Annotated in this window: 22 protein-coding genes; 21 read left to right on the plus strand and 1 reads right to left on the minus strand. The window is 48.7% G+C overall.

The genetic code is table 11. The features are described 5' to 3' along the window. Positions 1–67 precede the first annotated feature (67 nt). The 16 genes from KTG14_RS15480 to KTG14_RS15555 all read left to right on the plus strand — a co-directional run bounded on the left by KTG14_RS15480 (position 68) and on the right by KTG14_RS15555 (position 11,820). Complete coding sequence (locus KTG14_RS15480) at positions 68–502, plus strand: BrxA/BrxB family bacilliredoxin (RefSeq protein ID WP_216971737.1); 435 nt, start codon at positions 68–70, stop codon at positions 500–502. Then, complete coding sequence (locus KTG14_RS15485; protein ID WP_216971738.1) at positions 499–1,281, plus strand: class I SAM-dependent methyltransferase; 783 nt, start codon at positions 499–501, stop codon at positions 1,279–1,281. Before KTG14_RS15480 ends, KTG14_RS15485 begins: the two co-directional genes overlap by 4 nt. A gap of 517 nt (positions 1,282–1,798) precedes the next feature. Continuing rightward, on the plus strand, positions 1,799–2,392 hold the full coding sequence (locus tag KTG14_RS15490) for a YpjP family protein (RefSeq protein WP_211654283.1): 594 nt from the start codon (positions 1,799–1,801) through the stop codon (positions 2,390–2,392). 123 nt (positions 2,393–2,515) lie between these two features. Then, entirely contained in the window at positions 2,516–3,457 is a 942-nt protein-coding gene (locus tag KTG14_RS15495) for a thymidylate synthase (protein ID WP_216971739.1), read from the plus strand. Between the two features lie 19 nt (positions 3,458–3,476). Beyond that, positions 3,477–3,974: a dihydrofolate reductase gene (locus tag KTG14_RS15500; RefSeq protein WP_216971740.1), complete on the plus strand. Its 498-nt coding sequence runs from the start codon at positions 3,477–3,479 to the stop codon at positions 3,972–3,974. Beyond that, entirely contained in the window at positions 3,967–4,686 is a 720-nt protein-coding gene (locus KTG14_RS15505; RefSeq protein ID WP_216971741.1) for a lysophospholipid acyltransferase family protein, read from the plus strand. Before KTG14_RS15500 ends, KTG14_RS15505 begins: the two co-directional genes overlap by 8 nt. Before the next feature lie 53 nt (positions 4,687–4,739). Further along, positions 4,740–5,579, plus strand: a complete 840-nt coding sequence (locus KTG14_RS15510) for a DegV family protein (protein WP_216971742.1) — start codon at positions 4,740–4,742, stop codon at positions 5,577–5,579. A gap of 29 nt (positions 5,580–5,608) precedes the next feature. Continuing rightward, positions 5,609–6,406 (plus strand): GDSL-type esterase/lipase family protein, encoded by a 798-nt coding sequence (locus tag KTG14_RS15515; RefSeq protein ID WP_216971743.1) that lies wholly within the window; start codon positions 5,609–5,611, stop codon positions 6,404–6,406. Between the two features lie 11 nt (positions 6,407–6,417). After that, positions 6,418–6,993, plus strand: coding sequence for a YpmS family protein (locus KTG14_RS15520; protein ID WP_216971744.1), 576 nt, complete (start codon positions 6,418–6,420; stop codon positions 6,991–6,993). Between the two features lie 16 nt (positions 6,994–7,009). Next, complete coding sequence (gene msrA, locus KTG14_RS15525) at positions 7,010–7,540, plus strand: peptide-methionine (S)-S-oxide reductase MsrA (RefSeq protein ID WP_216971745.1); 531 nt, start codon at positions 7,010–7,012, stop codon at positions 7,538–7,540. Then, entirely contained in the window at positions 7,537–7,962 is a 426-nt protein-coding gene (gene msrB, locus KTG14_RS15530; protein WP_216971746.1) for a peptide-methionine (R)-S-oxide reductase MsrB, read from the plus strand. Before msrA ends, msrB begins: the two co-directional genes overlap by 4 nt. A gap of 52 nt (positions 7,963–8,014) precedes the next feature. Continuing rightward, positions 8,015–8,230, plus strand: a complete 216-nt coding sequence (locus KTG14_RS15535; RefSeq protein WP_216971747.1) for a YozE family protein — start codon at positions 8,015–8,017, stop codon at positions 8,228–8,230. Positions 8,231–8,299: 69 nt separating this feature from the next. Then, complete coding sequence (gene deoD / locus KTG14_RS15540; RefSeq protein ID WP_068462501.1) at positions 8,300–9,004, plus strand: purine-nucleoside phosphorylase; 705 nt, start codon at positions 8,300–8,302, stop codon at positions 9,002–9,004. Between the two features lie 103 nt (positions 9,005–9,107). Further along, the gene (locus KTG14_RS15545; RefSeq protein WP_216971748.1) at positions 9,108–10,640 is read left to right on the plus strand and encodes a lmo1851 family serine protease; all 1,533 of its coding nucleotides are present in this window, start codon (positions 9,108–9,110) and stop codon (positions 10,638–10,640) included. Positions 10,641–10,702: 62 nt separating this feature from the next. Then, a complete protein-coding gene (locus tag KTG14_RS15550; RefSeq protein ID WP_216971749.1) occupies positions 10,703–11,584 on the plus strand; it encodes a CobW family GTP-binding protein in 882 nt (293 codons plus the stop codon). Beyond that, complete coding sequence (locus KTG14_RS15555) at positions 11,581–11,820, plus strand: DUF4572 domain-containing protein (RefSeq protein WP_216971750.1); 240 nt, start codon at positions 11,581–11,583, stop codon at positions 11,818–11,820. The genes KTG14_RS15550 and KTG14_RS15555 overlap by 4 nt, the downstream gene beginning before the upstream one ends. On the opposite strand, the gene KTG14_RS15560 is transcribed toward KTG14_RS15555, so the two are convergent. Beyond that, positions 11,814–13,163: an MATE family efflux transporter gene (locus KTG14_RS15560; protein WP_216971751.1), complete on the minus strand. Its 1,350-nt coding sequence runs from the start codon at positions 13,161–13,163 to the stop codon at positions 11,814–11,816. The two genes, KTG14_RS15555 and KTG14_RS15560, sit on opposite strands and share 7 nt — an antisense overlap. Before the next feature lie 109 nt (positions 13,164–13,272). On the opposite strand from KTG14_RS15560, the gene KTG14_RS15565 reads away from it, so the two are divergent. The 5 genes from KTG14_RS15565 to odhB all read left to right on the plus strand — a co-directional run bounded on the left by KTG14_RS15565 (position 13,273) and on the right by odhB (position 21,369). Further along, on the plus strand, positions 13,273–14,349 hold the full coding sequence (locus KTG14_RS15565) for an undecaprenyldiphospho-muramoylpentapeptide beta-N-acetylglucosaminyltransferase (RefSeq protein WP_216971752.1): 1,077 nt from the start codon (positions 13,273–13,275) through the stop codon (positions 14,347–14,349). A gap of 23 nt (positions 14,350–14,372) precedes the next feature. Then, the gene (gene dapF / locus KTG14_RS15570) at positions 14,373–15,320 is read left to right on the plus strand and encodes a diaminopimelate epimerase (RefSeq protein WP_216971753.1); all 948 of its coding nucleotides are present in this window, start codon (positions 14,373–14,375) and stop codon (positions 15,318–15,320) included. Positions 15,321–15,338: 18 nt separating this feature from the next. Beyond that, positions 15,339–16,985, plus strand: coding sequence for a diguanylate cyclase domain-containing protein (locus tag KTG14_RS15575; protein WP_216971754.1), 1,647 nt, complete (start codon positions 15,339–15,341; stop codon positions 16,983–16,985). Positions 16,986–17,229: 244 nt separating this feature from the next. Next, complete coding sequence (locus tag KTG14_RS15580) at positions 17,230–20,058, plus strand: 2-oxoglutarate dehydrogenase E1 component (protein WP_216971755.1); 2,829 nt, start codon at positions 17,230–17,232, stop codon at positions 20,056–20,058. A gap of 24 nt (positions 20,059–20,082) precedes the next feature. Then, on the plus strand, positions 20,083–21,369 hold the full coding sequence (gene odhB / locus KTG14_RS15585) for a 2-oxoglutarate dehydrogenase complex dihydrolipoyllysine-residue succinyltransferase (RefSeq protein WP_216971756.1): 1,287 nt from the start codon (positions 20,083–20,085) through the stop codon (positions 21,367–21,369). Positions 21,370–21,383: the final 14 nt, after the last annotated feature.

Genomic DNA, 21,383 nt, shown 5'->3' on the forward strand with positions numbered 1-21,383 from the left:
TATAGTAAACGGTGGATACTCCTTTTAAACTAAGCGGAAACATAAACTTATGAAAGTAGGCGAAAGCATGAACGCATACGATGAGTACATGAAAGGCATTGTCGTCCCAATGCGCAAAGAACTGACAGAATCCGGATTTACGGAGCTGACGACGGCAGAAGATGTCAACGAACATATGAGCAATTCACAAGGCGTGAGCCTCGTGATCATCAACTCAATCTGCGGATGCGCCGCAGGGCTTGCACGCCCAGCCGTACGCGAAGCGGTGGAATTGGCTGAGCACAAGCCTGACCATTTGGTGACAGTATTTGCAGGACAGGACAAGGAAGCGACAGCTCAGATGCGTCAGTATTTTGAGGAAGTGCCGCCATCGTCTCCTTCGATCGCGGTCGTAAAAGACGGCCAGCTTGCGCATTTCATTCCGCGCGAAGAAATCGAAGGCTTTGAAATGGAGCAAGTGCGTGATGCCGTGAAACAAGCAATCGAGGAAGCCGCGCAGTGAAGACGATCGTCACGACCGCTTACCGGCCGACTGATGCGACCAAGCGCCGTGCGCAAGAGACGGCACAGCTCCTTGGGTTGCAGGCAGTCGAGCGCAATAAGCGGCCGATCTACAAACTGCACGAAGAACTAGCTGCGGACGTCATCGTCTGCAAAAAAGAACGGCTCGAGCTTTATCCAGTCGGACAAAGCGAGCCGTTCTTTTTTCATCCCAATTCGGCGGCATTCCGCTCGAAGCGGCCGCTCGAAAACGATCCGCTCGTTGAAGTGTCAGGTCTCGAGCCGGGCGATGCCTATCTGGATTGCACGCTCGGTATGGCGAGTGATGCGCTCATTGCTTCGCTTGTCGTTGGGGATACGGGGCGAGTGGTTGGCTGTGAAAGCGACCCGGTCATCGCCCATGTCATCCGTGAAGGCTTAAAAAATTATCAGGACATGCCGAAACTGCACGATTCGATGAGGCGCATCCAAGTCGCCTCTCAAAATGCGGTCGATTATTTAAAAGGGCTTGATGATAATTCCTTCGATGTCGTTTATATGGATCCGATGTTCACGGAACAGATTGCCGAAGCATCGAACTTCGCGCCGCTTAGAAACAATGCAGACCACGGGCAATTGACGGAGGAATGGGTAGAGCAAGCGAAGCGCGTCGCAAGGAAAAGCGTCGTTTTGAAAGCACATTTCCGCTCGACTGATTTTGAGGCGTTCGGCTTCAATCGGCGCGTGCGCCCAAATACAAAATTTCATTTCGGCGTCATCCATCCGAACACTGATAAATAAAAAAATCTTCCAACGTGGGAGATTTTTTTCAAAGTGTTGAAGAAGTCTGTAATCCATTATAAATTAAACAAAGATTATCTTTTCCGCATTCAAAAATCAATGATCTGGTTAAGTATTTGGAGAAGCGTTCGCTCGACTCCAGTGGATCAGCGAGACGGCCGAGACCCCGCAAGGCGCAGAGCGGCTGAGGAGGCTTGGACGCGAGCCCACGGAAAGCGAGCGATAAGCTTCGGAAAATACGGTTTCTTACCATTCTCGACAAAATAAAAAATCTCCCAAAGCGGGAGATTTTTTTAGTCTGTGATGGATAGAGAAGTCAAATACACAAGCATGAACAATAGACCCAATCCGATCAATAATGAAGCGTCCATGAAAATTCCTCCTTTTTTAAAAAAACAAGGCGTACTTACTTGCTTTATTGTACAATGAAATGGAACAAGATGAAACCTTTCCACATACAAATCGTTTATTACTATAACTATCTTGACAAAATGTTCAAAATTGAGGGTGATGTTTAGTGAAGAGTTGGTGGCAGAAGTCCTTGATGGTTGCTGTAACGGTTCTGACGCTAGGTGCCATTACGCCAAACCATATGATTTGGGAGTCCTTGCTCGATGAAGAGGATGGGCCAAAAACACATGCAAGCCAAGGGCAAACAAAAGAATATACACTTGAATGGATCGATCCTGCAGAATATTATGTCACGGCAGACACAATTCTTGCCGATTTCCGCCAAGCCGCTGAAGAACAGTCCTACATGAAATTCGGTTCGCGTATCGGCCCGGTGATCGACTCGGAATTCCGTACGCGTATTTTGCCGACGATCCAGGATGTCATCGACACGGAACTGGCCGCTTATGGTAAAGACAGATTGCGCAATTTGGCAATTTCCGAAAAACCGTCCGGCGACCACGCCGAGAAAATCTTCCACGTTTACGACAAAGACAGCGGGCAAGATGAAATCCGCTTCCATGTCCGGACTGAGAAAAAGCCGCTTGAAGGCTATTCGTTCAATTTCCATTACCATTTGGCAAGTGACGAGTACCAGCGCCACATCAGCATCGGGGACATCTACTGGTCGAAAGACACTCCGCCCAAATGGCTTTCCTGAAACCGTTATCATCATAACGGTTTTTTTTAATGCCCTCATTTTTCCTTAAAAATATGGTATTGTTAAAGTTTTTCTTATTCGAGTTGTTTTTGTTATGATGTTACTAATAATGGAGGGAATTGCATGAAACAATATTTAGCGTTGTGTGAACATATTTTGGATCAGGGAGCCAAAAAAGAAGACCGTACGGGAACCGGGACGCTAAGCGTATTCGGTCATCAAATGCGCTTTGATTTGGCGAAGGGCTTTCCGCTCATGACCACCAAGAAAACGGCGTTCCGCTTGATCGTCTCCGAACTTCTTTGGTTTATCAAAGGCGATACGAATGTCCAGGCTTTATTGAAGGATAATAATCACATCTGGGACGAATGGGCATTTGCGCAGTGGGTCGAAAGCGATGAATACGACGGGCCAGACATGGATGATTTCGGCCGTCGGGCACAGCGCGATCCGGAATTTGCGGCACTTTACAAAGACCAAATGGCGCTGTTCCAGGAAAAAGTATTGGCAGATGACGAGTTTGCGAAAAAATACGGTGATTTAGGGCCGGTCTACGGCAAGCAATGGCGATCGTGGGCCGCGACTGACGGCAGCCAGATCGACCAGCTGAAAAATGTTATCGAATCGATCAAGCACAATCCGGACTCGCGCCGCCATTTGGTGACGGCATGGAATCCGGAGTTCATCGATGACATGGCGCTGCCGCCTTGCCACATCATGTTCCAGTTTTACGTAGCGGATGGCAAATTATCGTGCCAGCTGTACCAAAGAAGCGCGGACGTCTTTCTCGGTGTGCCGTTCAATATCGCGTCCTACGCACTTTTGACGCATCTTGTCGCACAGGAATGCGGGCTCGAGCCCGGGGAATTTATCCATACGACCGGTGATACGCATCTTTATGTGAATCATTTGGAGCAAGTGCAGGAGCAATTGGGCAGAGCACCAAAAGCTTTGCCGACGTTAAAATTAACAGAAGGTAAATCGATGTTCGAAATGAACATGGATGACATTCAAATTGAGGGCTACGACCCGCATCCGCGGATCAAAGCGCCTGTTGCTGTATAAAGGCCAAGGAGGAAAACTGATGATTTCATTAATGGTGGCACACGACCCGGATCACGTAATTGGCAAAGACAATCAATTGCCGTGGCATATTCCGGAAGATTTGGCCTATTTTAAAAAACATACTTTAGGAAAAGGCATGGTGATGGGGCGCAATACCTTCGAATCGATCGGCCGCCCTTTGCCGAAGCGGCGCAATATCATCGTGACGCGAAACACTGAGTATACGGCACAAGGCGCCGATATCACGCACAACCTGGAAGATGCAATCGAATTGGCCAGAGAGCAGCACGACGAAGTGATGGTCATCGGCGGCGAGCAGATTTTCCGTGAAGCCTTGCCGATTGCAGACAGGCTCTATATTACATTGGTACACCAAGCATTTGAGGGAGATACGTTTTTTCCTGAATACGGAAGGGAATGGAAATTAGTATCGGAGTCTGAACGCCATCAATCAGGCGGCATCCCGTATTCTTATTTGGTCTACGAACGCGATACAGGAGGACAATCAGGTGCTTAAGTCTGCACGAACATTTTCTTATCTATTCGGCTATTTGCCGATTGCCGCGACCAATCTGGCGAAGTTCAAAAAGCGCAAGGCGGGTATGAGCCAGGAGGAATACAGCAAGTTGATCCATAGCGAACCCCAGAAATGGGCGTCTGGCATCATGAAGCGCACCGGCAGCCAAGTCGACGTGAGCGGTCTCGAACACTTGCCGGAAGGGCCTGTCTTATTTGTCAGCAATCACGAAGGCAATTTCGATATTCCGGTACTGTTGTCATCGATCCCGAAACCGTTCGGCTTTATTTCCAAAGAAGAAGTGAGGAAATTTCCGATCATCCCGACTTATATGGAAGAGATGAACTGTGTGTTCCTTGACCGCACCGACCGCCGCAGTGCTTTTAAATCCATCACCGATACCATCGGAAAGCTTCACGAAGGCCATTCGATTTTGATTTTTCCGGAAGGCACGAGAAGCAAAGGGCAGGGACTCAAGGAGTTTAAAGCTGGATTCATGCGCATCGCGAAAGAAGCCGGCGTGCCGGTTGTGCCGATTGCGATTGAAGGTACATCGCGTATAATGGAAAAAAACAACAACAAGATTCACCCTGCCCATGTAACGGTTCAAGTGCTCGAACCGTTCACTCCAGAAGAATTGGCCTTAGCTGGGGTGAAGGCTGCGCAAGTGGTGAAAAGCCGCATCGAGCAGGCGCTGGCTGTCGTTCAGTAAATTTGTTGCAAGAAGAGAAACATCCTATAAGCTGATGAAATGGAAGTGAGCGAATGTCGAAAATTCACATTGTAACGGACTCGACTGCTGATTTGAAAGCAGAAGAAATAGCAGCATACGGGCTTCATGTCGTTCCGTTGTCGATCCAGATTGGGGGCAAAACCTATCTGGATCGCGTTGATTTGGAACCGGAAGCTTTTCTGGAACTGATGAAAAATTCAGATGAATTCCCGAAGAGTTCCCAGCCGGCGCCAGGTGTTTTTAAAGAACTGTATGACGAACTTGGCAAGGACGGAAGCCAAATCATTTCCATCCATATGACCGGTGGCATGAGCGGTACCGTAGAATCCGCGCGCACAGCTGCCGAATTGACGGATTCCGATGTTACGGTCATCGATTCCCGTTATATTTCACATGCCTTAACGTTCCAAGTGTTTGAAGCCGCCAAAATGGCACTCGATGGCAAGCCGTTGGAAGAAATTGTCGAACGCGTAGAGCAGGTGCGGCGCAATACAAAACTGTATGTCGTCGTCGATACGCTCGATAACTTAGTCAAAGGCGGGCGCATCGGCAAAGGCCGTGCGATGATCGGGTCGTTTCTGAAGATCAAGCCGATTGCTTCTCTTGACGACGGTGAATACACGCCTGTTGCCAAAATGCGCAGCCATAAACAAGTAGTGGATTATTTGGTGAAAGATTTTGCAGAACGCACGAAGGGCAAAGTGGTCAAAGGCGTCGGCATTGCTCAGGCTAATGGCCAGGCCATGGCTGAGCCGCTGCGCGAAAAAATCAAACAAACCGGATTTACGGATATCCGCTATGATTTTACGACTCCGGTCATTTCTACGCATACTGGAATCGGTGCTATCGGTTTCATGTATTACACGGAGTAAACGAAAATATTCATGAAGGAGAGACGGACGTGAAACGCATCCTGTATATTGTCATTGCCTTATCGATCGTGCTTGCGGGATGTGCTTCGACGTTCAATTTCGGTAAAGAAGAAGCGGCGCCGCGTTTGCCGGTGGAGTTCGCCCCCTACACGGTCCCGCCGAACTTCATCCCGCAGACTGTGATCATCACCGCACTTGGGGATTCCTTATCCCAAGGTGTGGGCGATACGGAAAACCGTGGGGGATATGTCGGCCGTTTGGCGCTCGAAATGGCGGAATGGCCTGGGATAGAAGGCATCGCCCTTGAAAATACAGCGAAACGCGGCAGGAGAAGCGACCAATTATTGGCGCTGTTCCAGCAAGGCAAGTTGTCCGGCCCGCTGCTCGCTTCCGATTATATCTTCATGACGATCGGTGGCAATGACGTCATGCGCATCGTCAAACGGGATTTGTTTTCGTTGAATATCGAAGCGTTCAGCGAAGAGTTGATTCTCTACCAGAACCGCTTCGAGACCATCTACTCATCCATCCGCTCGCTGAATCCGTCTGCGCCGCTCATCGTTGTCGGCCTGTACAACCCGTTTTCACTAGTAACGGATGAAGTAGAGGAATTCGATCAAATCATCGACTCCTATAATGGAGTCATGCAAGATACAGTGGAAGGAGATCCGCACGCCTGTTTCGTGCCCGTCAGCGATTTATTCGTCGGCAATGAGAATTTGGTATATCATACCGATTTCTTCCATCCGAACAGCAAAGGCTATGACCTGATGGCTGAGCGAGTATCGGAAACGATGGAACAATGCGGTATCAGCTTCCAGGAATAGGAGGTGGAAAAATGAAGAAATGGCGTTTTGCATTCTTAGTGCTGTTGGTGTTGAACCTTGTTGCCGTCATTGGATTTTTCCTGTTCATTACGACACCATCCGATAATTTTAGAGCCTATCAGGCAGAAAGCAGCCCCCCACCTGAAGGCAATACAGTCGTCGTCAATGCGACTAAAGCCGACTTTGAGGGGATTGCGAATACCTATATCGCAGAGGCGATGGAAGGCCAGCCGATTCCGTTGCGACTCGCTGTGACCGATCATGTCAGCTTGTCTACCGAATTGACCATATTTGGAGTGACCTTACCGATCCTGTTGACGTTCGACCCAGTTGTGCTGCCAGATGGCAATTTGCTTCTGGAGCAACGTTCGGTTGAAGTCGGTCAGCTCGACATACCACCGGAATCAGCGTTAAAATTACTTCGAGACTCTGTGGATCTTCCAGAATTTATGGAAGTGATGCCGAAAGAAGAGGAAGTTTTGCTGAATCTCACAGAAATTCCCATCAACGGCGGTGTTTCAGTACGTGCCGCATCGTTCGATCTTGAAGAAGATGACATTCGTCTTTTGGTCACCATTCAGCCATAATATGAGGAGGGGTAAGATGAAGACAGAAAAAGCGACATTTGCCGGCGGTTGTTTTTGGTGCATGGTGCAGCCATTTGATTCACTCGAGGGCATCGAAGCGGTCGTCAGCGGTTATACAGGCGGCGATTTGCCAAATCCAACATATGAACAAGTGTGTACGAATGCGACTGGCCACCGGGAGGCTGTTGAAATCACGTTCCAACCTGAACTTTATCCTTATGAGCGATTGCTTGAAGTGTATTGGTCCCAGATCGACCCGACCGATGCGGGCGGACAGTTTTTCGACCGCGGCGATTCTTATAAAACAGCCATTTATTACCACACGGAAGAACAGCGGATCGCTGCCGAAAAATCCAAACAGCAATTGGAGCAGTCTGGCAAGTTCACTAAGCCGATTGCCACGGATATTCTGGAAGCGAAAGAATTCTATCCAGCCGAAACCTATCATCAAGATTATTACCAGAAAAACCCAACGCATTATAACCGGTATGCAACAGGATCCGGTCGCAAGGCGTTTATCCAAAATCACTGGGGGGAATCGAAATGAAAGATGATTTGAAAGCGAAATTGACGCCGATGCAATACCACGTCACGCAAGAAAACGGTACTGAACCGCCGTTCCAAGGCGAATTCGACCAGCATTTCGAGGATGGCATTTATGTCGACATCGTCTCGGGCAAGCCTTTGTTCAGCTCGAAAGACAAATTTGATGCTCATTGCGGCTGGCCGAGTTTTGCCAAGCCTATTGAAGGCGAAGAAGTGAAGGAAAGCTTCGATACGAGCCATGGTATGAGACGGACTGAAGTGCGCTCTGCTTCTGCTGATTCGCATCTCGGGCATTTGTTCCCGGACGGCCCATCTGAACTTGGCGGCTTGCGCTATTGCATCAACTCCGCGGCATTGCGTTTTGTCCCGAAAGACCAATTGGAACAGCAAGGCTATAGCGAATACTTGCAACTATTCGAATAAAAGGAAAGCCTGGACTCCGGTCCGGGCTTTTTGCTGAAAGGAGGAGCTTCTTATGGAGCGCTCATTTTATCAATTTGCATTGAAATACCGCGGCAAGCTTATACAGGATGAATATTCCCAGTTTGCTGAGGCGATGTTTTTGGATCACAGTTTTCCAAAAACGAGTACAGATTTCCAGGAACTCTCCCAATATGTTGAAGAAAAGGCGCATCCAGTTCTCCAAGCTTCCACATTCGACCGAATGTGGGAAGAATACGCGGGAGCTTGAGGCTCTTCATTGCACTTGGCGATAAAAAACAGTATGATTAAATCGACTAAAATAAAGTGAGGTTTTATGATGAGTGTCCACATTAATGCTAAAAAAGGCGATATCGCCGATACTATTCTACTTCCTGGAGATCCACTTCGCGCGAAGTACATCGCGGAAACATTCCTTGAAGACGTAACATTGTATAACGAAGTCCGCAATATGTTCGGCTACACGGGTACATACAAAGGCAAACGCATCTCCGTTCAAGGAACGGGCATGGGTGTCCCGTCGATCTCGATCTATGTGACGGAATTGATGCAAGAATACGACGTGCAGAAATTGATCCGCGTCGGTACATGCGGCTCGATCCATAAGGACGTCAAAGTGCGCGATGTTATCCTTGCGCAGGCAGCATCAACGGATTCAAAAATGAACGATATCATCTTCAACGGCATCACGTATGCGCCAATCGCCGATTTCGGCCTGTTGCAAAAGGCTTATGCAGCCGGACAGGAAAAAGGCTTGAACTTGCGCGTCGGGAACGTATTCACTGAAGACGTATTCTACAACGAGCACGCAGAACACGAAAAATGGGCGCAGTACGGAATTCTCGGACTTGAAATGGAATCTTCCGCATTGTATACGCTGGCAGCGAAATTCGGCCGCAAAGCACTATCGATTTTGACAGTCAGCGACCATTTGTTGACGGGTGAAGTAACATCTGCAGAAGAACGCCAAACAACTTTCAACGATATGATTGTTGTGGCATTGGACGCAGCGATTCAAGACTAACAGGAAAAAGACTGTCGAGGCAGTCTTTTTCTTTTAAGCCTGCCAAGTTTTGGGTGAATTTTCGAAACTTGCTGTCAGGTGAATGAAGAAAGTGGTGAAACATATGGACGACAAGCAACCGGGCGAAGAACAGCAACCCGAAGCGCAGGCGGCAGAGGAACCAAAGCCGCATTTTATTCGAATGAAGACCTTCTATTTCATCATGCTTGTCTTTTTCTTGATCATTGCGACCGCAGGCATTACAGTTTTCGCTTTAACGTTCGGAGAAGATAAAGCAGTGGAAGTAAACAGTCCTGAACGCCAGGAATTCCAGAAATTATATTCTGCTTACGATCAAATAGAAGCACAGTATTTTGAGGAAATAGAACAAGAAGATTTGATTAACGGTGCCATCAATGGCATGGTTGATGCACTTGGCGACCCCTATTCCGACTATATGGATGAAAACGAAGCTGCCCAGTTCATGGAAGGCATTTCATCTAGTTTTGAAGGAATCGGTGCAGAAGTCCAGGAGCGCAATGGTTACGTAACAGTGGTTTCACCTATCAAGAATTCGCCGGCGGAAAAAGCAGGCGTCTTGCCGAATGACCAGATATTGGAAGTTGACGGTGAAAGCATCCAAGGATTCTCTACGACCGAAGCGGTCATGTTGATCCGTGGGGAAAAAGGAACCGAAGTGACATTGACGATTTTGCGCGGTGAAAATACTGACCCGATCGAGATTACGATCGTCCGTGACGAGATTCCGATCGAAACCGTGTATGCGGAAATGGTCAATGATCAAGTCGCCCACATCAATATCACCAGTTTCTCGGAAAACACTTACGATGAATTGCAGGATGCCATTGCTGAAATGGAAGAACAAGGCATGGAAGCGGCAGTCCTTGATGTACGCCAGAATCCAGGCGGCTTGTTGAATACGGCGCTTGATATTTCCAACCTCTTCATTGAAGAAGGCAAGGAAATGTTCGAAGTGCAGGCAAAAGGCGAAGAGCCGGAAGTGTATTTGGCTACAGACGGCGATAAATTGGAGATCCCGGTCACTTTATTGATCGATGGAGGCAGTGCATCGGCTTCTGAGATTTTAGCAGGAGCGATGAGCGAATCCGCTGATGTGACCTTGGTCGGCGAAAAAACCTTCGGGAAAGGGACCGTCCAAACGGCGAATGACTTGTCGGATGGCTCGAACTTGAAGTTCACGACCGCTAAATGGCTGACGCCGGATGGCAATTGGATCCACGAAGAAGGCATCGAGCCGGATGAAGTGGTTCCATATCCGGAATATGCATCTCTGCCATTCCTCGACCCGTCTGTCGAATTGAAAGATGGCAGCATATCCGAACAAGTGCAAACTGCTGAGAAAATGCTGGATGCACTCGGTTATGAAGTCGGTGAAATCGATGGCGTGTTTGAAGAAGAGATGGAGCAGGCCGTTATGGAGTTCCAGGAAGCGAATGATCTTGAAGCGGATGGTGTATTGACCGAAGATACCGTATATGCGGTCATGGACCAATTGCGTGAAAAGATCAATACCGAAGATCCACAGCTCCAGGAAGCAACAGATATCTTGATGGAACAAGCAGGCTTAACAACTGAAGAACCGGCTGATGATGAAGAAGCCGATACAGAAGAATAAGTTAGCTGAAAAGGCCCGCTTCCGGCGGGCCTTTTCTTTCATAGCAGAGAAAGGATGAGTTGATGGTTGATGTGTATTTGTTCAGCGGATTTCTTGGCAGCGGGAAAACGACTTTGCTGAAAAAGATGATTGCGGAATTTAAGGAAAAAGGCTTGAAGCCGGCAGTGTTCATGAATGAACTCGGATCAATGAATTTCGATTCGGAAGAAGTCGGGGACGGGGTGCCCCTCAAGGAAATACTGGATGGCTGCATTTGCTGCAGCGGTTCGGAAAAATCGGAAGCGCAGATCCAGACTTTGCTCGCGGAGTCTGAATTTGATGTGTTGCTGATCGAAACAACAGGAGCGGCACATCCCGTAGAAGCGCTCGATGCAATTTTTTCGCCGCTGTTCGCAGAGCGTTTGAATTTCCGCGGCATTGTCACCGTCGCGGACAGTAAACGCTTCTTGGAGCGCCAGCAATTATCACCCCAGATCCGTTCTTTATTCATCGAACAGATCCGCCACGCCGATTTATTATTGGCGAATAAAACGGATTTGCTGAGCGAATCGGAACAAAGCCAGGCGATTTTTGAAATTCAGCAAATCAATCCGACGGCGCGAATCGTCCAGACGGTCCATGCCAAAGTGCCTTTGAAACTGCTTGAATCCGTAAGCCCCGCACAGCGTGGGCCGATTGAACAAGCACCGGTGTCGAAATTGAATTTGCAGACGAAGATCGTGTCATTTGATGAACCGATCGAGCGGGAAGCATTTGAAGAATGGCTGCGCAATTTGCCGGATACTGTTTACCGCATTAAAGGCTATATCACGCTTTCAGGCCATAGCTATCCGCATTCTTTCCAGTACGCTTACGGTATGGTGCAGTGGCTGCCGGAATACATGAAGCTGCGCAACCAGATTGTGCTGATCGGTGAAAACCTTGAGGAATTGGTTCTGCCATGATCGAGGCGTATAAACGATTATGGCCGGACCGGCAAGGGGTGCAGCGTATCAAGACTCAAGATGAGTTGGAGAAAAGTATACTTGTCGAACTGAATGACGAACTGACTCATCCGCGCGTCCGCAAATCAATGAACGAAAAGCTGGAGTTGGCGATCGTACGGGTTGAGGAGTCAGCACTTGCAGAAGATGAAAAAATAGAATTGATCCAGCTATATAAAAAACTTGCGGCTCAATGAGCCGCAAGTTTTTTTTGAATGATCAATAGCCGAATCGATAAGGTGATGGCGCCTGCCGTAAGCCCCACAATCAAACCGACCCAGTAGCCGAATGCGCCAAGATCGGTAAACGTAGCGAACAAATAACCTGAAGGCAGCCCGATCACCCAATAGGAAATGAGTGCCATGATAAACGTGATGTTGACGTCCTTATAGCCTCGCAATGCCCCTTGTACAGGTGCTTGGACAGCGTCTGATACTTGGAACAAGGCCGCGAAGATAAGGAACTGTACGGCGAGCCCGATGACCTCAAGGTCGGATGAGTACAATTGGGCGATTGGTTCCCGCAGGAAATACAGGATGCCGGATGAGATGACACTGAGCGTCACGGCTGCACCGACGCCTAGCCAGCTGTATTGCTTCGCATGGGACGCGCGCTTGGCCCCGACTTCAAACCCGACTAGTATTGTCGCGCCCATCGAGATGCTGAGCGGCAGCATATAGAGCAGCGATGCAAAGTTCAAGGCGATCTGGTGGGCGGCGATGGTGATCGTCCCGTACACAGACATCATAAACGTCACTGCAGAAAAGATGCTCGTTTCGGCGAAGATCGAAATGCCGATCGGCACACCAATGCCTGTGATTTCCTTCCATCTGGTTAAGGAAGGGCGCGCCCATTTGCGGAAAACCCCGAATGACTTGAACGGCTCGTTCGTATGGATAATGAACGCGGCGATGGCAAGCACTAGCCAATACGTGATCGCAGAAGCCATCCCGGCACCCGGGCCGCCGAGTTCAGGGAAGCCGAAGTTTCCGAAGATCAGCAAATAATTGAAGAACACATTGATCGGTGCCGACATCAACGTGATGAACATCGTCACGCGCGTGGCGCCGAGCGCATCGATATAAGATCTCAGCGCATTATAAGCGAACAGCGGCACCAGCCCTAAGCTCATGGCAAAAATATAGCGGCTGGCTACGTCGTTGACGCCGGGTTCGAGATCCATGAAGCCAAGCATCCAGTCGATGCCAAAGAAAAAGAAACTGAAGACGATCGCGGCCAAAATGATAGCCAAATAAATCCCTTGCTGCACGGCGTCTTTCACGCCAACTTTTTTCTTGGCCCCCATCAATTGTGCTACAATTGGAGTAATGGACATGAGGATGCCGGCAAGTCCGATATAGACTGGAACCCAAAAAGAGGATCCGATCGACACGCCGGCAAGATCCTCGGTCCCGTAGCGGGCGGTCATGTAAATATCGAAAAAAGTCACCATATACATAGCGACTTGGGTGATGAGAATCGGCAGGACGATTTTCGTTAACAATTTGAGTTTTTCTTGTGTCGTTTCTGTTTCGTACATATTCATAGCCTCCCAATACACTTGCAATACCAAATAAAACGAGTATATCACACAAACCGTGCAAAGTGACGAAGACACATATGCGCAAAGTAGGAGAGTAGGACAACAGATGGAAAACAAGACAATCATTTTAACAGGCGGCGGAACAGCCGGCCATGTTTCATTAAATCAAGCAATCATTCCGGAACTGGAAAAACTCGGGTTCCGTGTTGAATATATCGGCTCAAAAGAAGGCATCGAAAACGAATTGATCCGCGATTCCTATCCAGAGATTACCTATCACCCCATTTCAAGCGGCAAGTTGCGCCGTTATTTCTCGACCAAAAACTTTACGGATCCGTTCCGTGTCGGGGCGGGATTAACGCAAGCCTTGAACATCATCCGCAAAGTGAAACCAGTCGCAATTTTTTCAAAAGGCGGTTTCGTCTCGGTGCCGGTCGCCATGGCGGGGCGTTTGACAGGAGTGCCGGTCATCATCCACGAATCTGATGTCACGCCGGGCCTTGCTAATAAATTGGCGATTCCTTTTGCCGACCATATTTTTACGGTTTTCAAGGAAACGATGACCCATGTGCCGAAAGAGAAGTCGACGTGTACAGGGTCGGTCATCCGTAGCGAACTGCTCGACGGCTCAGCCGCAAGCGGCAGGGAATTATGCCATTTCGACAACAGCCATAAAGTATTGATGGTCATGGGCGGCAGCCAAGGGTCTGCACTCATCAACGATGCGGTACGCGAAAACCTGGATACCTTGACCAAGCAATTCAACATCATCCATTTATGCGGTAAAGGCAATATCGATGAGCGCTTAGAAGGGCACGAGCAGTATTGCCAGTTTGAATATGTGACGCACGAATTGTCGCATCTTTTGCATTTGACGGACCTGGTCGTCTCGCGCGCTGGATCGAATTCGATATTTGAATTTTTGGCATTGAAAAAGCCGATGCTGCTCATTCCTTTGTCGAAGCAAAAAAGCCGTGGGGACCAGATTTTAAATGCTAATTTGTTCGAAACGCAAGGCTTTGCCCATGTGCTTGAAGAAGAGCAATTGAATCCACAAAGCTTTATGGCGGCGATTGAGCGCTTGGTAGCGGAAGAAGAGCAATTGATCCACGCAATGACAGAAGCAGAACCGCCGAAAACCGCATATGAAATGGCGAAATTAGTGGCTGCCCACACAAAATAAACTCCAGCTGAAGAGGTGTCGTTATGGAATTACTGAAAGTACATGGTTCAATGAATACATTTTTCCTCTATGAAGGAACCGACCGCGAGGATTTTCCGCAATTAACCAAGCGGCTGGCGGCACTGGATCCGGAAATAGACGGCCTCTTGACCGTCTCCCCGTCCGAAAGCGCTGATGCGAAAATGCGCGTTTTCAATACGGACGGCTCTGAAGCTTCTATGTGCGGCAACGGCTTACGCTGTGTGGCACGCTTTGTATGCGAGCGGGAAGGCATCGATCAAGCCGTAATCGAAACGATGAAAGCGGGTTTAGCTGTGCAGCAAGAACCGCAGATCGACGCTGGCGTGAGCATGTACGGCGTGGAAATTTCACCGGTATCTTTTCAGCTAGCCGATTTGCCGATGGTATACGATCAGCAGACGGAATGGCGCCAGCAAGCGCTGCCGTTCATCGATGCTGACATTCCGTTTACGGCAGTTGCCGTGCCGAACCCTCATTTAATCGGGATCGTCGGCAAGGATCTGCAGAAAGATCCTTCCCATCAGGAAAAATGGGCGGCATATTTTAACGGCGATAACCCCTATTTTTCGGATGGGGTCAATTTAAGCTATGTGACGCCATTAAAAGACGGGATTTTTGTACGGACTTATGAAAGAGGCGTCGGCTTTACGGACGCCTGCGGTACGGCCATGACGGCATCGGCTTTGGTCAGCTGTCTCGCGGGGCTGGTACCGTTCGGAGACGTTTCCGTCTTTAACCCAGGTGGTATGGTTAACTGTTCGGTGAAATCCGAGGACGGCCATTATCGATTGAAGTTGAGCGGCAATGCAACATATTTGGGTTCTTATCGCTTCCATGCCGGTGCTGCTTCAGCAACTGGCGAACTGGAACTGGTGAGACAGACGGATGAGCAGTTAGCTTATGAAAAATTCATTGAAAAAATCAGCGGCGCGACAGCAGAGCTGAGATAACAGAAAGCGGTGGATTCGATGTCGGGACCTTTTACGAAAGAGCAAATGGATATGCTGTACGGGAAAGCCGCCGACCCGGTCTATTGCATGCAACAGCAGGGCAACGGCTTTACTTATGTTTGGGTCAACCCGGTCTGCCAGAAGATTTTCGGGATGGATCTAACGGGCCGCACCGTAGAAGAATGCATGCCAAGGGAATTGGCGCTTGAAATTCACAAGCAATACCGGATTGCGATCAAGCGCAATGAACGTCATCTGTACAGGGACTATAGCTTGTTCTCTGACCGCGGAACCGCGATGGAAACCGAGCTGACGCCATTTAAACATGAGAATGTGCAATACGTGCTAGCCACCACGAAAGATGTGACCGAACAAAAGAAAATCGAAGAAGATTATCTTTTCTATCAATCGCTTGTCCAAAACTCAGTCGACCCGATGTTGATGATTTCAGCAGATTTTACGATCCTCGATATGAACCCAGCTTACGAAAAAACCTTTGGCGTGCACCGCAAGGAATGGCTTGGCCGAAGTTACGAAGACATTCCCCAAGATAAGCAAAAATTCTTTGAAATGGGTAAACTTCTGCTTGAAACCAGCACAAGCACCCATAAAGTGAGCTCGATTTTCCTGAGCCGCATTAAAAGCGATGGACGCGAGGCGAAGTTTTCTGCCAGCTATTCATTGATTAAAGAAGATGGAATTATACGAGCTTTTCATGTGGTGTTCCGTGAGCTGACCAATGAATTGTTATTGAAGCATGAACTGAAACAGACGGAGAATATTCTGGAAAGCTACAAAGATGCACTAAATTACGCAGCACTTGTACTAATTTGGGATATCTCCGGTATGATTGAATTTGCCAATGAAAATTTCAAGAAGTTGACTGGCTTTGATAGCAGTGAATTGACGGGAATGAATATCCAGTCGATCGGCCAAGCCATCATGTCCAGCCAGCAACTTGTCCACCTCCAGTCAGTCTTGAAAAAAGGCGAAATCTGGCGTGGGCAAGTGCGCAGCTTAAAGAAAAATGGCGAGTCTTTTTGGGTAGATGCGACAATTATTCCGCTATTTGATGTAGAAGGGCGCATTTATCAAATGCTGTCGATCTTATTCGACATCACCGACCGTAAAGAAATGGAAGAGCAATTGCATCACATGGCGTATCACGATCCGTTGACGAATTTGCCGAACCGCCGGATGATGGTCAAGCATTTCCGTGAAATGGAGGCCAAGAGCATCCGGACGGGTGACCAAGTCGCTGTTTTGTACATAGATGGCGATAAGTTTAAGGAAATCAACGATCTGCATGGCCATGAAATCGGTGATGAATTCATCCACCAATTCGCCCGCGCACTTGAGCGCAGCATCCGAAAGCACGATGTAGCGGCTCGCATTGGCGGAGACGAATTCCTAATCTTGCTACCGGGCATATCCGCGATCAATAGCAAGAAACAGATCGAGAACATCATCTCTCGTATCCAGCAGACTTTGAAAGATGGATGGGTCATTGATGGCCGGCAATTCTCCCCAACCTGTTCAATTGGCAGCGCCTTGTATCCCGATAACGGAAGTGAGTTTGAGGAGCTGATCCAAAAAGCCGATCATGCGCTCTATGAAGCAAAGAAAAAAGGCGGCGGCATCGTTTGTTTTCATGGGGAATTATAAGTTTCTTCCATTAGAAGATGGGAATTCTGCTGCCTTAGATGCATGTAAGCGCTTCAATGCCTTTTAGCTGAATCTTTTCAATCAAAAGCATTGTTTTTTTCACTGGAAGTAGTAAGATTGATATGGAAATTCGTTCAGTACTGCTACAGCCCTGCCGCTTTAAGTCGGGCAAGGGGCGTGCTAAAATAGAAAAGACCTATAAATAAAAGTGAATGCCATAAGGCAAATAGTTGGAGGTTATTCAATGTCTACCAATCAACCGGACACAAAGTCCCCGTGGAATTCCATCACCGGCCCGAACTTGGGCTATGTGATGGAGATGTACGACCTTTACCAGGATTCCCCTGAATTGATCGACCCTGAGTTTGCAGAGCTATTCAAACAATACGGCCCGCCTTCAGAGCAGCCTGCCGTTCAGACAGGCGATGCCACTGGCGCTGCATCTGGTGTGGCAGTCGAACCGAATCGTTTTGAAAAAGTGCTCGCAGCGGTTAATTTGGCGGAAGCCATCCGTTCGCACGGCCATTTGGCTTCGGATATCTACCCGTTGCAAGACCAGCCTCGTGATACGGAAAGACTGGAGATTTCAAAGTATGGCTTGACTGAAGCTGATTTAAAAGATGTCCCAGTATCCCTGATCCTGGAAAACGCTCCAGCCGAAGTGAAAAACGGCCTCGATGCAATCAATTACCTGAAGTCACTTTACACGGATAAAATCGCTTACGAGTTCGCGCATGTCATCCAGCCGCAGGAACGCAGCTGGATCCAAACGAAAATCGAAGCTGGCGATATGAAGCCCAAACTCGATGCCGACAAGAAAAAACAGGTATTGGATCTTTTGACACGCGTTGAAGGGTTTGAGAAGTTTGTCCATCGCACATTTGTTGGGCAAAAACGCTTTTCTATCGAAGGTGTCGATTCACTTGTCGTCTTGATGGATGAATTGGTACGCATGTCTGAATCTGCCGGCACGGAAAACATCATGATTGGCATGGCCCATCGTGGTCGTTTGAATGTCTTGACGCACATTCTCCATAAACCATATGAAATGATGTTCGCAGGATTCGCACATGTCGGAGATGAAGCGTTTCTTCCAGAAGATGGGTCGCTTGAAATCACCAAAGGCTGGTTTGGCGATGTGAAATACCACATGGGCGCTACACACAGTTCCAAGGCGGGAACCAAGATCAAGCTTGCCTACAACCCATCCCACCTGGAAGTCGTGAGTCCGATCGTAACAGGGCAAACACGCGCTGCGCAGGAAATGACTGCACAGAGCGGCTTGGCACCACAAGACGCGAATAAAGCCTATTCGATCCTCGTTCACGGCGACGCCGCGTTCCCAGGGCAAGGCATCGTGACGGAAACTTTGAACTTCAGCCGCATCAAAGGCTATCAAACGGGTGGATCGATCCACATCATCGCCAATAACCTGATCGGTTTCACGACGGAACAGCACGATTCCCGCTCAACGCATTATTCATCTGACCCGGCAAAAGGCTTTGAAGTTCCGGTACTGCATGTCAATGCGGACGAGCCGGAAGCTGTCGTAGCCGTTGCACGCTTGGCTTTTGAATACCGCGAGAAATTCGGCAAAGACATCCTGATTGACCTGATTGGCTATCGCCGCTACGGCCATAATGAAATGGATGAGCCGTTAGTGACGAACCCGATGATGTACCACGGCGTTCATCAGCACGATACAGTCCGTGAATTGTACGGTAAACAATTATCTTCTGAGAGCGTGCTTTCTGAAGATGAAGTTAAAACACTTGATTCTGACATTCAAAAAGTGATGCAGGAAGCGTATGACAAAGTAAAAGAAAATAAATCCGATGATCATCCGAAATTAGAGATGCCGGAAGCTGTCCTGAACGGTTTCCCGGAAATCGAAACAGGCGTCGGCAAAGATATTCTTGAAAAATTGAACGAAGAACTGTTGTCGTGGCCACAAGACTTTTCTGCGTTCGGCAAATTGGCGCGTATCCTGAAACGCCGCGAAGAGCCATTCAAAGGAAAAGGCAAAATCGATTGGGCCCATGCAGAAACATTGGCGTTCGGTGCCATTTTGCAAGAAGGCAACCCAATCCGTTTGACAGGGCAAGATGCACAGCGTGGAACCTTTGCACACCGCCATCTTGTGCTGCATGATGAGAAGAACGGCAACGAACTTGTTCCGCTTCACCACATTTCCGACTCGAAAGCATCATTCGTCGTCTACAACAGCCCGCTAAGTGAAGCTTCTATCCTTGGCTTCGAATACGGCTACAATGTAGAGAATGACAAAGCATTGGTCATTTGGGAAGCTCAATATGGAGATTTCGCCAATATGGCACAAGTCATGTTCGACCAATTCATTTCGTCCGGCCGCGCAAAATGGGGCCAAAAATCCGGTTTGGTCATGCTGCTTCCGCACGGCTATGAAGGGCAAGGCCCGGAACACTCCAGTGCACGTCTCGAGCGTCATTTGCAAATGGCTGGAGAAAACAACTGGACAGTCGCAAACCTATCCAGCGCAGCGAACTATTTCCACATTCTGCGCCGCCAGGCAAAAATGCTAGGAGAAGAAGCCATCCGCCCATTAATTATCGTGTCGCCGAAGTCGCTTCTAAGACACCCGCTTGTCGGGGCTGAAGTCGGTCAATTGGCAGAAGGCAAGTTCGAGACAGTCATCGAACAGCCGGGCATGGGGCAGGATGCGAAGAAAGTGAAACGCCTGCTATTTGCTAGCGGTAAGATGGCCATCGATTTGGCGGAACGCGTTAAAGACGGAAAAGGCTACGAGTGGGCGCATATTGTCCGCGTCGAGCAACTGTATCCGTTCCCAGCTGAAAAAATCAAAGCGATCGTCGACCGCTACCCGAACGCCAAGGAATTGGCTTGGGTACAGGAAGAGCCGCAAAATATGGGGTCTTGGTCATTTGCCGACCCTTACTTGCGCGAACTCGCAGATGGCAAAGAAGTGAAATACTACGGACGCATGAAGCGCCAAAGCCCTGCAGAAGGCGACGGCGAGTCACATAAAGTCGAACAGGCACGCATCATCGATGAAGCTTTAGCTAAATTGAAATGATGAACTTTTAAGGAGGAATTAATTGTGGCAGAGATCAAAGTACCGGAATTAGCAGAATCGATTACAGAAGGAACAATCGCCCAGTGGCTGAAACAGCCGGGCGATACAGTAGAAAAAGGTGAATTCATCGTTGAACTGGAAACTGATAAAGTCAACGTGGAAGTCATCTCTGAAGAAGCGGGCGTTGTTCAGGAACTGCTTGCCGAAGAAGGCGATACGGTTGAAGTCGGCCAAGTAATCGCGACAGTCGGCGAAGGCTCTGGCGAAGCGGCAGCTTCGGCGCCGAAAGAAGACGCTAAAAAAGAAGAAGCACCAAAAGAAGACCTAGCTAAAGAAGAAGCAAAACAAGAAGCGCCAGCAGACCAGGAAGCTGCGCCTACAGAAGAAGACAGCAGTTCTTCCGACCGTACAATCGCAAGCCCGGCAGCGCGCAAATTAGCGCGTGAAAAAGGCATTGACCTGGCTTCTATCACGCCAGTAGACCCAATGGGCCGCGTACGCGTCCAAGACGTTGAAGCACATGGTTCAAAACCGGCAGCGACTCCAGCTCCAGCTAAGCAGGAGGCACCGAAAGCTTCCGCATCTGCAGCCCCTTCTTCTGATGAAGAAAGCGGCCGCATCGTGCGTCAAAAAATGACTAGACGCCGCCAGACCATTGCCAAGCGTTTGCTTGAAGTGAAGCAATCGACAGCTATGTTGACGACGTTCAATGAAATCGACATGACCAATGTAATGGAACTGCGCAAGCGCAAGAAAGACAAATTCCAACAAGACCATGACGTCAAGCTTGGATTTATGTCCTTCTTCACTAAAGCAGTAACAGCTGCATTGAAAAAATATCCATACGTTAACGCTGAAATCGATGGCACAGACGTGCTCTTGAAGCAGTTCTATGATGTAGGGATCGCTGTATCGACTGAAGAAGGCCTTGTGGTGCCGATCGTACGCGATACGGATAAAAAGAACTTTGCAGAAATCGAAGCGTCGATTGGTGAATTGGCGACTAAAGCGCGTGACAAGAAACTATCAATCGGCGATATGACCGGTGGATCGTTCACGATCACAAACGGCGGTGTCTTCGGTTCACTCTTGTCTACACCGATCTTGAACGGTACACAAGTAGGGATTCTCGGCATGCACACGATCCAGAAGCGCCCGATCGCAGTGGGCGACAATGTGGAAATCCGTCCGATGATGTATGTAGCGCTATCGTATGACCACCGTGTCATCGATGGCAGCGACTCTGTCGGCTTCTTGAAAACAGTGAAAGAATTGATTGAGAACCCAGAAGACCTATTGCTCGAATCTTAAGACTACACTCCAGA

Source organism: Planococcus sp. CP5-4_YE, assembly GCF_019042655.1.
Lineage (GTDB): Bacteria > Bacillota > Bacilli > Bacillales_A > Planococcaceae > Planococcus.

Bases quoted from the DNA above. Each gene is read 5' to 3' on its own strand.
- KTG14_RS15480 (WP_216971737.1), top strand. From the start codon at position 68: ATGAACGCATACGATGAGTACATGAAAGGCATTGTCGTCCCAATGCGC.
- KTG14_RS15495 (WP_216971739.1), top strand. From the start codon at position 2,516: ATGAAACAATATTTAGCGTTGTGTGAACATATTTTGGATCAGGGAGCC.
- KTG14_RS15500 (WP_216971740.1), top strand. From the start codon at position 3,477: ATGATTTCATTAATGGTGGCACACGACCCGGATCACGTAATTGGCAAA.
- KTG14_RS15510 (WP_216971742.1), top strand. From the start codon at position 4,740: ATGTCGAAAATTCACATTGTAACGGACTCGACTGCTGATTTGAAAGCA.
- KTG14_RS15520 (WP_216971744.1), top strand. From the start codon at position 6,418: ATGAAGAAATGGCGTTTTGCATTCTTAGTGCTGTTGGTGTTGAACCTT.
- msrA (WP_216971745.1), top strand. From the start codon at position 7,010: ATGAAGACAGAAAAAGCGACATTTGCCGGCGGTTGTTTTTGGTGCATG.
- msrB (WP_216971746.1), top strand. From the start codon at position 7,537: ATGAAAGATGATTTGAAAGCGAAATTGACGCCGATGCAATACCACGTC.
- KTG14_RS15535 (WP_216971747.1), top strand. From the start codon at position 8,015: ATGGAGCGCTCATTTTATCAATTTGCATTGAAATACCGCGGCAAGCTT.
- deoD (WP_068462501.1), top strand. From the start codon at position 8,300: ATGAGTGTCCACATTAATGCTAAAAAAGGCGATATCGCCGATACTATT.
- KTG14_RS15545 (WP_216971748.1), top strand. From the start codon at position 9,108: ATGGACGACAAGCAACCGGGCGAAGAACAGCAACCCGAAGCGCAGGCG.
- KTG14_RS15550 (WP_216971749.1), top strand. From the start codon at position 10,703: ATGGTTGATGTGTATTTGTTCAGCGGATTTCTTGGCAGCGGGAAAACG.
- KTG14_RS15555 (WP_216971750.1), top strand. From the start codon at position 11,581: ATGATCGAGGCGTATAAACGATTATGGCCGGACCGGCAAGGGGTGCAG.
- KTG14_RS15560 (WP_216971751.1), bottom strand. From the start codon at position 13,163: ATGTACGAAACAGAAACGACACAAGAAAAACTCAAATTGTTAACGAAA.
- KTG14_RS15565 (WP_216971752.1), top strand. From the start codon at position 13,273: ATGGAAAACAAGACAATCATTTTAACAGGCGGCGGAACAGCCGGCCAT.
- dapF (WP_216971753.1), top strand. From the start codon at position 14,373: ATGGAATTACTGAAAGTACATGGTTCAATGAATACATTTTTCCTCTAT.
- KTG14_RS15575 (WP_216971754.1), top strand. From the start codon at position 15,339: ATGTCGGGACCTTTTACGAAAGAGCAAATGGATATGCTGTACGGGAAA.
- KTG14_RS15580 (WP_216971755.1), top strand. From the start codon at position 17,230: ATGTCTACCAATCAACCGGACACAAAGTCCCCGTGGAATTCCATCACC.